The organism is Nonomuraea sp. NPDC003709 (assembly GCF_040610775.1).
Lineage (GTDB): Bacteria > Actinomycetota > Actinomycetes > Streptosporangiales > Streptosporangiaceae > Nonomuraea > Nonomuraea angiospora_A.
In genome coordinates this window covers 104,526-115,898 of sequence record NZ_JBEXMW010000034.1, presented here as the reverse complement: position 1 = coordinate 115,898, position 11,373 = coordinate 104,526, and the positions used below count along the sequence as shown (strand labels likewise).

The window sequence follows — 11,373 nt, the reverse complement described above, 5'->3', positions numbered from 1 at the left end:
GCCAGGGTGCGGACCGCCGTACGCAGGCGGCCCATGGTGGCCGCCTCGGCCACGCCGTGTCCCATGACGTCGCCGATGACGAGGGCGACCCGGTCTGCCGACAGTGGGATGACGTCGTACCAGTCGCCGCCCACCTCCATGTCCTTGCCGGCGGGCAGGTAGCGGGCCGCGGCGGTGACCGCGGGCACGTCGGGCAGCCCGCGGGGGAGCAGCCCGCGCTGCAGTTCCTGGGCGCGTGTGTGCTCCCTGTCGTACAGGCGGGCCCGTTCCATGGCCTGGGCGACCAGCCCGCTGAGCGTGGTGAGCAGGTTGCGCTCCTCGCCCGTGAACTGGCGCGGATCGGTGAAGGAGACGACGCAGCTGCCGACGGGGCGTCCCGAGGCGATCAGCGGGAGGAAGGCCCACGCTTGTTTGTCTCCCACCACCGGAAGATCGGCTGTCATGGGGTAGCACTCGATGCACTCCTCGAGCGAGCTGATGAATATCGGGGAGTGCCCCCGCAGGACCCCCGTGATCGGGAGTCCCCAGGAGGCCGGCATCTGGGACACCTGATCGATGACCTCCGTTGGATACCCGGTGAACCCGACCGGCCGCAGGTGGTCACCCTCCAGGAAGGCGAGTATCAGCCCGGAGGCACCGAGCAACGGCAGGATGTGCTCGGCGGAGGCGTCCACGACGTCTCGAACGGTGACCGCCTCGGCCAGCGCCCTGGTCAACTGCCCGATATGGGAGGCCCGCGCCACGGTAGCGCGCTCGGCGTGACGCGTCTGCGGTTCCAGGACCGTCTCCAGGACGTCATGGGTCTTGGTGACGTTCCACAGGGTGCCGACCATGTGTGCCGGTTCACCGTTCTCATCGAACACCGGTCGGCCACGGACCCGCACCCAGCCGGACGTCCCGTCCGGGCGGCACACTCGATACTCGGTGCTGTGCATCCTCCCCGTGCGGATCGCCTCGTCGATGTCGGATAGCACCCACGGCAGATCCTCGGGGTGGATGGTGCCCATCCAGGTCTCGATTCGCCCGTCGAAGGTGCCCGGACCGAGGCCGAGCACGGTGAGCATCGCGTCGTTCCAGATGACGTCACCGGTCCAGATGTTCCAGTCCCATGTGCCGACCGCCTGCAGGTCCTGCTGCGGATGCGAGTCGGTGGGCTGTTCCGGCCACCCCGGAATGGTCGGACCGGACGGAGACGCGGTGGACTTGTTCAGACGCTCGCCGGCCCAGCGGCCCAGCGTGTCGAGAAAGACCCGTTGCCCGGCCGACGGCTCGTGCGGGGAGGCCGTCACGATCGAGAGCGTGCCGATCGGACCGCCGGGGCCGAGCAGCGGGACGGCCGCCATCGCCGTGCCGACCGGCCAGTACCAGGATTCGGCTGCGGCCCTGTCCGGTCGCCGGCTCGCCGTCGCGCCATCTTCGGGCATCCCATCGGCGAGCTTCGCCATGGACACCCGCACGAACCCACCGTCCCGGAACGCGCGCGCCGGGGCGAGCGGACCGTTCCCGTCAATGCGCTCCCACACCCGGGTGAAGGCCGGGGGGAATCCGCTGGCCACCGCCAGGCGCAATCCGCCGCCGTAGCCGGGACTGCCAAGATGCACCATGCCGCCCAGCCCGGCAAGCTCAGCCAACGCCTGCTGGATCGCGAACCGCAGGACCTCGATCCCCCACAGATCGTCACCGACCACCGCCAGGAGCCGTTTCCGCTGCTCGGAAACCAGGTCCGTCCACATGATCCGCGCATCTTGCGCACGCCGTTCGCCCATCCCCATTCCCTGCCCGTCACCACGTCACCAGGGTCTCCGTCGGGGTCAAGTGCGATCCTGCGGAGCCCGGGCTCTGGGACGCGCCTGCGGCACTGATTCGAGAGGAATCTGCACATATATGGCGATATATACAGACTACAACTACGAATGATGCCGCCTGTGGCGTAGGAGTTTCCGAGCCGCGTGGCCGAGGCGATCGCCGCCCACGAGCGTGGCGACCGCGAGATGATCCCCTACGACAGCAAGGCCGCCCTGTACGCCGACCTGGACCTATCAGCCTCCGGCGAGCTGGGACGTCCCTTCGGTGGCACGCTCGGCGGCGTTCCGTGAGCAGCTGATCAAGATCTGGTCGAGGGTCACCGGCCGTTGGTGGCGAGGCGGTCCAGGGGTGTGGTGGGCAGGGCGATCCAGCCCTCGGTGGTCGCCGCGCTCGCCTGCTCCCCCGTCGGTACGGTGACCAGGCCGAGGGCGGCGGCGCGGGCGGCGAGGGCCGACACGACGGCGTCGGTGGCGTGGTCCGAGGCCCGGCAGAGGGGCTCGTGGTCGCCCAGGTCCAGCCATGGCGCCGCCTCCTGGAGCCGGTCCACGAGGTGGCCCAGCTCGGTGAGGTTGGCGGCGCGCTTGTAGCCGCGGTGGGGCAGGCTCCACTGCTTCAGGCAGGCTGCGGGATAGACCTCCACGACGGCGCCGGTGCCGCGGCGGTCGACCGGGTGGTCTCGGCGGGCGAGCTCGGCCAGGAGGGCGGCGCAGCGCATGGTGGCGTGCGCGATGCGGTCGGCCGACACGCTCAGCGGGGTCAGGCCGGTCTGCTGGTGTACGACCTGGTCGGTGACCCGTAGCGCCAGGTCGCGGCGCCAGGCCCGGCCCGCCAGGTCCGGCGGCACCTGGACGTGACCGGTGCGGTGGGCGGTGACGAAGTCGACGAACCGGTCGGGCCAGCCGAGCGGGCAGTCGATCCCCGCCTTGTCCGCGGCCATGACCGCCTCGACGATCAGGGCGTCGTCCGCCCCGGCGACCACCCTGACGAGCCGCGCGCGTCCGGGCGACCAGTCGAGCCAGGCCACCGCGGTTCGCACCGCCTCCGCGGCGAGATCGACGCCGACCGTCATCATCCGCGGGCTCAGTCCTCTCTGAGGGTGGGCAGGCCTGCGGCGAGGGCCTTGAGGGCGCGGGTGAGGGTGGGGAGGAAGTCGGGGCAGGTCGCGGCGATGACGGGGTCCTGGGCGTACAGCTCGGCCAGCGTGGGCGAGGGGTTTGCGATGGGATAGAGGACCCCGGCGAAGGCGGTGGCGACCGAGACCAGTTCCGTCCCTTCGCCGACCGTCAAGCCCGTGGTCCGGGCGACCTGTGAGCCCAGGTCGGCGATGACGGCCAGGATGGCGCGTTTGAACGTGCGGGCCGCCTCGATGGAGACGTTGTGTTCCAGGGTCGTCGCGGTCTGGCTGAGGATGTCGCACAGGAGCGGCCGGTCCGCGAGCGTTTCCGCGAGGGCCGCCACGACATGGTCCGATGACGCTTCAAGGCGGGTGGCGACGGGCGCCGCGACATCATCCGGCGGGGCTTCGAGGCGGGCGGTGACGGGCGCCGCGGCATCGTCCGATGGCGCTTCGAGGCGGGCGGTGACGGCCGCCGCCCACTGGTGCCACTCGTCGGCGGCCAGGATGAGGTAGATCTCCTCGCGAGTCCCGAAATAGCGCATGATGTTGGACTTCGCCAGCCCGACGGCCTCCGCGACCGCCCCCAGGCTGACGTTCCGAACCCCCGAGGTCATGGCGAGATCGCGGGCGGCCGCGAGGATCTCCTCGCGCCGCTGCTGCTTGTGCTCCGGCCGCCTGGCCCGGACGAATGCCCGCTTCATGTCGCGCTCCAGCATAGGTGACCAGACTTTAGAGGACGACGTTCTCTTGTTAAGGAAACACCGTTCTGTTAGCGTCGGCATCCTACGGAGGGGAGAAACGTGTGACAGAGCTACGAATGCGGGTGAACGGCGTCACCCGGACCCTCGACATCGAGCCATGGGTCAGCCTGCTCGACGCGCTGCGCGACCACCTCGGGCTGACCGGCCCGAAGAAGGGCTGCGACCAGGGTGCGTGCGGCGCGTGCACGGTTCTCGCGGACGGGGTGCGGATCAACGCCTGCCTGGCCCTGGCCGTGCAGTACGCGGACAAGGAGATCACCACGATCGAGGGGATCGCGAAGGGCGAGGACGGCACGCACCCGATGCAGGAGGCGTTCGTGCGCCATGACGGGTTCCAGTGCGGTTACTGCACCTCGGGCCAGATCTGCTCGGCCGTCGCCATGCTGACCGAGCACGCCGCCGGCATGCCCAGTGCCGTCACCCCCACGACAGAGCGCATCGAGCTGACCGATGACGAGATCAGGGAGCGCATGAGCGGGAACCTGTGCCGGTGCGGCGCCTACAACGGCATCCTCGACGCCATCAAGGACGTCGCCGCGCAGGAGGCGCCATGAAGCCGTTCACGTACGTGAAGCCGCTCGACATCGACGAGGCCCTGCAAGCGGCCGGCCCCGCCGTCAAGTTCCTGGGCGGAGGGACGAATCTGATCGACCTCATGCGCGAGGGCATCGAACATCCCGAAACGCTGGTCGACCTCACCGGCCTGCCGCTCGACGAGGTGGACGAGCTGCCCGGCGGCGGCCTGCGGATCGGCGCGCTGGTACGCAACAGCGCGCTCGCCGCCGACCGCCGCGTCCGCGCCCGCTACCCGGTCCTGTCGCAGGCCGTGCTCGCCGGCGCCTCCCCCCAGCTGCGCAACATGGCCACCGTCGGCGGCAACCTGCTGCAACGTACCCGCTGCAACTACTTCTACGACCAGGCCCACGCCTGCAACAAGCGCGAGCCGGGCAGCGGCTGCGACGCGCTCGGCGGGTTCACCCGCGGGCACGCGGTCCTGGGCGTGAGCGAGAGCTGCATCGCCACGCATCCGTCCGACATGTGCGTGGCGCTGGCCGCCCTGGACGCCACGGTCGAGGTGCGGAGCGTGCGCGGCACGCGGCGGATCTCCCTGGCCGACTTCCACCTGCTGCCGGGCGACACGCCGCAGGTCGAGAACGCGCTGGCCGAAGACGAGCTGATCACGGCGGTCGAACTGCCGCCCGCGCCGGTCGCGGCCAACTCCCGTTACCGCAAGGTGCGGGACCGGGCGTCGTACGCGTTCGCCCTGGTCTCGGTGGCGGCGGCGCTGGAGGTGCGCGACGGGACCGTGACGGCGGCCCGCCTGGCGCTGGGCGGCGTCGCGACCAAGCCGTGGCGGGCCTTCGAGGCGGAGCGGGTCCTGGTCGGCGGCCCGGCGACCGAGGAGGCGTTCGGCCGCGCGGCCGACGCCGAGCTGGCGCCCGCGACGGTCCAGCCGGGCAACGCGTTCAAGGTGGCCCTGGCCAGGGCCACGATCGTGGCGACGCTGAGGGAGCTGGCATGAGCATCAAGACGTTGAGGGAGCCGGCATGAGCATCGAGACGTTGAGGGAGCCGGCATGAGCATCAAGTACGTCGGCCGCCCCGTCGACCGGCTCGACGGCCGGGACAAGACCACCGGCCGGGCCCGTTTCGCGGCGGAGCACGACTATCCGGACCTCGCCCACGCCGCCCTCGTGCACTCCACGATCGCCCGGGGCCGCATCACCGCCGTCGACGCGGACGCGGCCCGCGCGGCGAAGGGCGTGATCGAGGTCCTCACCCACGAGAACGCCCCCGCGATGAAGCCCCCGCCCTCCCGGAGTCTGCTGAACCTCAGCACGATGGTCATCGGGACGTCGGTCAACTACCTGGCCACGGACGAGGTGCACTGGAACGGCCAGCCCGTGGCGGTCGTGGTGGCCGAGTCGCCCGAGGCCGCGCGGCACGCGGCGGGCCTGGTGCGGATCACGTACGAGGAGCTGCCCGCCGTGGTGGACTTCGCGGCCGAGGAGCCGAACGCCACCCCGCAGAAGGGCAACGCGCTGATGCCGGCGGCGGCGGACAAGGGGGACGCGGAGGCGGCGCTGGCGGCCGCGGCGGTCTCGGTGGACCTGCGCTTCACCACGCCGCCGCACAACCACAACGCGATCGAGCCGCACGCGACGACCGCCGTGTGGGACGGCGACCGCCTGACCCTGCACGAGAGCACGCAGAGCATCACGTGGCTGCGCGCCCATGTCGCGCAGCGGTTCGGCGTTCCCGAGCGGAACATCCACGTGCTGTCCCCTTACGTGGGCGGCGGGTTCGGCGGCAAGGGCTCGGTGTGGGCGGGCACGCTGCTCGCCGTGCTGGCCGCCCGGGCCACCAAGCGCCCGGTACGGCTGGCGCTCACCCGGGCGGGCGTCTACCATACGGTCGGCGGCCGGACCCCGAGCACCCAGAGGGTCGCGCTGGGCGCGGACTCCGGCGGGAAGCTGACCGCGTTGATCCACACCAGCGTCGCCAGGACGGCCCGGGTCGGCGGCGGCGGCGAGCAGATCACCTCGGCCTCCCGGCACCTGTACGACTCCCCGAACATCCGCCTGCGCCAGAGCCTCGTCCAGCTCGACCTGATCTCCAACACGTTCATGCGGGCCCCGGGCGAGTCCATCGGCACCTATGCCCTGGAATCGGCCATGGACGAGCTGGCCTGCGAGCTGGGCATGGATCCGATCGAGCTGCGGATGCTCAACGAGCCGGCGCGTAACCCGATGGACGGCAAACGGTTCGCGCACCGGATGTTGCGCGAGGCGTACGAGGTGGGGGCGGAGCGGTTCGGGTGGCGTGAGCGCGATCCGCGGCCCGGCTCGATGCGCGACGGGCGGTGGCTGGTCGGCATGGGGGTGGCGTCGGCGTACCACCCGGCGTTCCAGCTCCCGGCGAGCGTCACCGTACGGCTGGGCGCGGACGGCGGGGTCGTGGTGCGGTGCGGCCTGCACGAGATCGGCGTGGGCGCGGCGACCGTGCAGGCGCAGATCGCCGCGGACGAGCTGGGGGTGCCGCTGGAGTCGGTACGCGTCGAGATCGGCGACTCCGAGCTCCCCGCGGGCCCGATGGCGGGCGGTTCCGGGCAGACGGCGAGCGCGGCGGCCAGCGTGCTGGAGGCCTGCCGCAAGCTGCGGCGTTCCGCGCTCGACCTGGCGCGCAAGTCGCCGGACTCCCCGCTGCGCGGCGTGCGCGATCCCCAGGCCCGCGACGGCGGGCTCTACCAGGGGTCCAGGGGCGAGACGTACGCGGCGATCCTGACCCGGGCGGGCCGCGACCACCTGGAGGCCGCGGCCGGGGGCGGCATGCTGAGGTTCATGGCGAAGACCGTGCGCGACCGCAGCCGGTGGGTGAAGGCCGCGTCCGGGGCGCACTTCTGCGAGGTGCGGGTGGATCGCGACACGGGCGAGGTACGGGTCTCGCGCTGGACGGGCGTGTTCGACGTCGGCACCGTGATCAACGAGAAGACGGTGGCCAGCCAGCTGCGCGGGGGCATCGTGATGGGCATCGGCCTGGCGCTGTCGGAGGAGACGCTGGTCGATCCGCGCAGCGGGCGGATCGTCAACGCGAGCCTGGCCGACTACCACATGCCCGTGCACGCCGACGTCCCGCGCATCGACGTGCACTGCCTGGACGAGCCGGACCCGACGATGCCGCTCGGGCTGATCGGGGTGGGCGAGGTCGGCATCACGGGCGTGGGCGCGGCCGTGGCCAACGCCGTGCGCCACGCCACCGGCAAACGCGTCACCGACCTGCCGATCACGCTCGACAAGCTGCTCCCGCTGTGAGCTTGCGTCGTCTCCCCGGCGGGAAGGCACCGGTGGAACCACTTGATCGACGCCGAGGAATCGACGCCGAGGAATCGACGCTGAGGAGACGACCATGTCACGTCCGCCCGTCCCGCCGTTCACCGAGGAGACCGCGCGCGTCAAAGTGCAGGCCGCCGAGGACGCCTGGAACACCTGCGACCCCGACCGCGTCGCGCTCGCGTACACGGAGGACTCGGTGTGGCGCAACCGCGACGAGTTCGTGACCGGCCGCGACGCGATCAGGGACTTCCTGCGCCGCAAATGGGAACGGGAGCTGGACTACTCCCTGCGCAAGGAGCTGTGGGGCTTGCTGGGCGACCGCATCGCGGTCCGGTTCCAGTACGAGTGCCGCGACGCCTCCGGGCAGTGGTGGCGCAGCTACGGCAACGAGCAGTGGGAGTTCGACGAGTCGGGGCTGATGCGGCGCAGGGAGGCGAGCATCAACGACGTGCGCATCGAGGAGAGCGAGCGCCGCATCTTCGGGCCGCGCGGCGACGACGAGCAAGGCGTGGACGTGCTGCCGCTCAGATGAGGTAGCGCAGCCACAGGTACGGCACCGACAGCGTGACGGTCACGAGCGTGACGACCAGCCCGTACTTGGTGAACTGCCAGAAGCTGATCGGGGTGCCGTTACGGGCGGCGATGCCGATGACGACGACGTTGGCCGCCGCCCCCACGGCCGTGGCGTTCCCGCCCAGGTCGGCCCCGATGGCCAGCGCCCACCACAGCACCTGGGCGGGGCCGTTGCCCCCGTTGGCCTGGACGAGGTCGGCCACGATGGGGCTCATGGTGGCGACGTACGGAATGTTGTCCACGACGGCGGACAGCCCGGCCGAGACCCACAGCAGCAGCATCGTGGTCAGGCCGAGCCGGCCGCCGGTGGCCTCGGAGGCGGCCTTCGAGATCTGGCCGATCACCCCGGTCTCCACCAGCGCCCCCACCATGACGAACAGCCCCGCGAAGAACACCAGCGTCGGCCACTCGACCTCGCGGATGGCCTCCTCGGTCGTCACCCTGGTGGCCGCCACCAGCACCCCCGCGCCCAGCAGCGCCACGACCGACGGCGCGTAGTGCAGCACGGGATGCAGCACGAACGCGGCCAGCACCAGGGCCAGCACGGCGAGCGACTGCCACAGGAGCTTGCGGTCGGCGATGGCCTCCCGCTCGTTCAGCGACATGATCTCCGCGACCCGCTCGGGGTCGTAGCTGAACGACGCCCTGAACAACCAGCGGCACAGCCCGACGAACACCACCACCAGCACGACGATCAGCGGCGCCATGTGCGCGAGGAAGTCGTTGAACGTCAGGCCGCCGCGGCTGCCGATGATGATGTTCGGCGGGTCGCCGACCAGCGTGGACGCGCCGCCGATGTTGGACGCCATGGCCTCGGCGATCAGGTACGGCGCCACCGGCAGCGCCAGCCGCTCGCACACCAGGAACGTCACGGGGGCGATCAGCAGCACGGTGGTGACGTTGTCCAGCAGCGCGGAGGCGGAGGCGGTGATCACGATCAGCAGCGCCATGAGCCGGAACGGCTGCCCACGGGCCCGCTTGGCCGACCAGATCGCCAAATATTCGAATATCCCGGTCTGTTTCAGGACACCGACGATGACCATCATGCCGAGCAGCAGGAAGATCACGTTCCAGTCGATCCCGGTGTGCTCGTCGAAGAACGCCGCGCTCCCGTCGGTGGCGTGGATCAGCAGCATGACCCCCGCCCCGCCGAGCGCCGCCGCGACCCGGTGCACCTTCTCGGTGGCGATCAGCGTGTACGCGAAGAGGAAGGCGGCCACCGCCACCCAGGCGGTGGCGGTCATGGCGACTCGATGAGCATGAGGGGCGACCTCCGGGAACGACGGCACAATCGCCGACCAGACTTCCCGGCACACCCATCAGGAACATATCAAAATGCGTCAAAGCCGCACTATGTTGCCGCGCTATGCGACTGCGCCGTAGGAGGGCTTGCCGGCCCACTCGTACGTGACGTACACGACGCCGGCGTCGGTGGCGGTCGATCCGGTGAGCTTCAGCCCGGCCGGAGCGGTCCCCTCGGCGAAGAGCCGCTTGCCCTCGCCGAGGATGACGGGGAAGACCAGCAGGCGGTACTCGTCGATCAGCTCGGCCCGCTGCAGCGTGCGGAGAAGGTCGCTGCTGCCCTGGACGAGGATCTCGCCGTCGGTGCTCTTCTTGAGCTCGGCCACCGTCTCGGCCGCCTCACCCACCAGGACCCGCGTGTTGCGCCATTCGGCGGTCATCGGCGTCCTCGTGGTGACGTACTTCGGCATGCCGTTGATCTTGGCGCCGCCCTCCTCGTCGGGCACGTCCGGCCAGTACGACGAAAGGATGTCGTACGACCGGCGGCCCAGGAGCATGCCGTCCGCCCGATCGAGCTGCTCGCCCATGATGCGGCCGAACCCCTCGTCCACGTACGGCGGCAGCCAGCCACCGTGCGGGAAGTCGTTGGAGTCGTCCTCGCCGGGTCCGCCGGGGCCCTGCATGATGCCGTCAAGGGACAGGAAGGTCGAAACCACCAGCTTGCTCGCCATTGTCGCCACTCCATCTCGCCGTGAGGGCCTTGCGGGCCCTGCCGTCCTTCTGTGGCTTCAGCCTGGCGGACAGCGTTTAAGGATTCCTTACGGCTTCCCTAAGGCCTACGCGGCGTCGCGGTGGTGGCCGTGGTACGGCGGGGCGAGATCGGCGCCGCGCGGCCCCGACAGCGTGGCGCGCAGGTCCGCCATCTGGATGGTCCGGCTGATGTCGGTGGGGGTGAGCAGGCCGATCAGCCGCCCGGCCGGGTCGAGCACGACCGCGCGCCCGTCGGCGCTCCCCTCCATCCTGGCCAGCAGGTCGGTCAGCGGCTCGTCGGGCCGGGCCAGCGGCACCTCCTCCGGTGGGCAGGCGATGTCGGCGAGCCGGGTCGTGTTCCGGTGCTCCGGCTCGACCCGGCGGATCCGGTTGAGCGTCACCAGGCCGGCGAAGGTCCCGTCCGCGGCGACCAGCGGATACGTGGACAGCCGGTGCCGCATCACGACCCGGTCGATGAGGCCGGACACGGTCTCGTCCGGCGAGGCGACCACGGGGTGCCCCGACATCGCGTCCGCGACGCGGACCCCGTGCAGCGCGGTGCCGAGCCGGGTCTGCTGCTCCTCGGCGCTGGCGGCGTTCACCAGGAAGAGGCCGATCAGCGCCAGCCACAGCCCGTCGAAGCTGCGCCCGGTGACCACCTGCAGGAAGCCGATCGCGATGAGCACATATCCGAACCAGCGCCCGGCCCGGGCCGCGGCGATCGCCGCCCGCGCCCGGTCGTGCCACCGCGCCCACAGGATCGCCCGCAGCACCCGCCCGCCGTCCAGCGGGGCGGCCGGGACCAGGTTGAAGATGGCGAGGAGCACGTTCACCCCGGCCAGGTAGGCGAACATGCCGCCCAGCAGCGCCGCCCCGGAGACCAGGAAGGCGATCGCCCCGAACACCACGCCGGCCAGCAGGCTCGTCGCGGGCCCCACCACGGCGATCTTCAGATCGGCGCCCGGCGACCGGGGCTCGCCGCGCAGCTCCGCGACCCCGCCCAGCAGCCAGAGCGTGATCCGCGACACCTCGACGCCCTCGTGCCGGGCCATGAGCGCGTGCGCCAGCTCGTGCGCGAGCAGCGAGGCCATGAACAGCACCGCCGCCGCCAGCCCGGCCAGCACGTACGCGGCCCGCGGGTAGCCGGGGAAGACCGCGGGGAACCGTCCGAAGCCCAGCCCGAACACCAGGATCGCGACGATCACCAGCACGCTGATGTTGAGCCCTACCCGCACGCCCCCGATGCGGCCCAGAGGGATGGATGAACGCATCTCGCCTCCCCTGCGGCTTGA

General features: G+C 71.2%; 11 protein-coding genes. 5 read left to right on the top strand and 6 right to left on the bottom strand.

Annotated elements, in window-relative coordinates; translation table 11 throughout:
* On the bottom strand, positions 1–1,766 hold a 1,766-nt coding region (locus ABZX61_RS57795; RefSeq protein WP_355209707.1), incomplete at its 3' end, for a PAS domain-containing protein.
* A gap of 183 nt (positions 1,767–1,949) precedes the next feature.
* Between ABZX61_RS57795 and ABZX61_RS57790 the strand changes: the two genes are divergently transcribed.
* Positions 1,950–2,096: a hypothetical protein gene (locus ABZX61_RS57790; protein WP_355209704.1), complete on the top strand. Its 147-nt coding sequence runs from the start codon at positions 1,950–1,952 to the stop codon at positions 2,094–2,096.
* Between the two features lie 26 nt (positions 2,097–2,122).
* Here ABZX61_RS57790 and ABZX61_RS57785 read toward each other — a convergent pair whose 3' ends face one another.
* Together ABZX61_RS57785 and ABZX61_RS57780 are read right to left on the bottom strand one after the other, a co-directional pair.
* Positions 2,123–2,878 carry a DUF429 domain-containing protein gene (locus ABZX61_RS57785; protein ID WP_355209701.1) on the bottom strand — a complete coding sequence of 252 codons (756 nt, stop codon included), beginning with the start codon at positions 2,876–2,878 and terminating at the stop codon, positions 2,123–2,125.
* An 8-nt stretch (positions 2,879–2,886) separates the two neighbouring features.
* Positions 2,887–3,624 (bottom strand): TetR family transcriptional regulator, encoded by a 738-nt coding sequence (locus tag ABZX61_RS57780; RefSeq protein ID WP_355209699.1) that lies wholly within the window; start codon positions 3,622–3,624, stop codon positions 2,887–2,889.
* 116 nt (positions 3,625–3,740) lie between these two features.
* On the opposite strand from ABZX61_RS57780, the gene ABZX61_RS57775 reads away from it, so the two are divergent.
* From ABZX61_RS57775 to ABZX61_RS57760, 4 genes are all read left to right on the top strand, one after another.
* Positions 3,741–4,238 carry a 2Fe-2S iron-sulfur cluster-binding protein gene (locus ABZX61_RS57775; RefSeq protein WP_355209710.1) on the top strand — a complete coding sequence of 166 codons (498 nt, stop codon included), beginning with the start codon at positions 3,741–3,743 and terminating at the stop codon, positions 4,236–4,238.
* A complete protein-coding gene (locus ABZX61_RS57770) occupies positions 4,235–5,206 on the top strand; it encodes a xanthine dehydrogenase family protein subunit M (protein ID WP_355209696.1) in 972 nt (323 codons plus the stop codon). The genes ABZX61_RS57775 and ABZX61_RS57770 overlap by 4 nt, the downstream gene beginning before the upstream one ends.
* A 54-nt stretch (positions 5,207–5,260) precedes the next feature.
* Positions 5,261–7,495, top strand: coding sequence for a xanthine dehydrogenase family protein molybdopterin-binding subunit (locus ABZX61_RS57765; protein ID WP_355209694.1), 2,235 nt, complete (start codon positions 5,261–5,263; stop codon positions 7,493–7,495).
* A 94-nt stretch (positions 7,496–7,589) separates the two neighbouring features.
* On the top strand, positions 7,590–8,048 hold the full coding sequence (locus ABZX61_RS57760; protein ID WP_355209691.1) for a nuclear transport factor 2 family protein: 459 nt from the start codon (positions 7,590–7,592) through the stop codon (positions 8,046–8,048).
* On the opposite strand, the gene ABZX61_RS57755 is transcribed toward ABZX61_RS57760, so the two are convergent.
* The 3 genes from ABZX61_RS57755 to ABZX61_RS57745 form a co-directional block, all read right to left on the bottom strand.
* Positions 8,041–9,333: an ArsB/NhaD family transporter gene (locus tag ABZX61_RS57755; RefSeq protein ID WP_355209689.1), complete on the bottom strand. Its 1,293-nt coding sequence runs from the start codon at positions 9,331–9,333 to the stop codon at positions 8,041–8,043. The genes ABZX61_RS57760 and ABZX61_RS57755 overlap by 8 nt on opposite strands.
* Positions 9,334–9,453: 120 nt before the next feature.
* Positions 9,454–10,062 (bottom strand): dihydrofolate reductase family protein, encoded by a 609-nt coding sequence (locus tag ABZX61_RS57750; protein WP_355209686.1) that lies wholly within the window; start codon positions 10,060–10,062, stop codon positions 9,454–9,456.
* Between the two features lie 105 nt (positions 10,063–10,167).
* Positions 10,168–11,352: a site-2 protease family protein gene (locus ABZX61_RS57745; protein ID WP_355209683.1), complete on the bottom strand. Its 1,185-nt coding sequence runs from the start codon at positions 11,350–11,352 to the stop codon at positions 10,168–10,170.
* Between the last annotated feature and the right edge of the window lie 21 nt (positions 11,353–11,373).

What these genes read in the sequence shown, in the direction of transcription:
- ABZX61_RS57760 (WP_355209691.1), top strand. Translation starts at nt 7,590, where the DNA reads ATGTCACGTCCGCCCGTCCCGCCGTTCACCGAGGAGACCGCGCGCGTC.
- ABZX61_RS57745 (WP_355209683.1), bottom strand. Translation starts at nt 11,352, where the DNA reads ATGCGTTCATCCATCCCTCTGGGCCGCATCGGGGGCGTGCGGGTAGGG.
- ABZX61_RS57775 (WP_355209710.1), top strand. Translation starts at nt 3,741, where the DNA reads ATGCGGGTGAACGGCGTCACCCGGACCCTCGACATCGAGCCATGGGTC.
- ABZX61_RS57780 (WP_355209699.1), bottom strand. Translation starts at nt 3,624, where the DNA reads ATGAAGCGGGCATTCGTCCGGGCCAGGCGGCCGGAGCACAAGCAGCAG.
- ABZX61_RS57755 (WP_355209689.1), bottom strand. Translation starts at nt 9,333, where the DNA reads ATGACCGCCACCGCCTGGGTGGCGGTGGCCGCCTTCCTCTTCGCGTAC.
- ABZX61_RS57765 (WP_355209694.1), top strand. Translation starts at nt 5,261, where the DNA reads ATGAGCATCAAGTACGTCGGCCGCCCCGTCGACCGGCTCGACGGCCGG.
- ABZX61_RS57750 (WP_355209686.1), bottom strand. Translation starts at nt 10,062, where the DNA reads ATGGCGAGCAAGCTGGTGGTTTCGACCTTCCTGTCCCTTGACGGCATC.
- ABZX61_RS57770 (WP_355209696.1), top strand. Translation starts at nt 4,235, where the DNA reads ATGAAGCCGTTCACGTACGTGAAGCCGCTCGACATCGACGAGGCCCTG.
- ABZX61_RS57785 (WP_355209701.1), bottom strand. Translation starts at nt 2,878, where the DNA reads ATGATGACGGTCGGCGTCGATCTCGCCGCGGAGGCGGTGCGAACCGCG.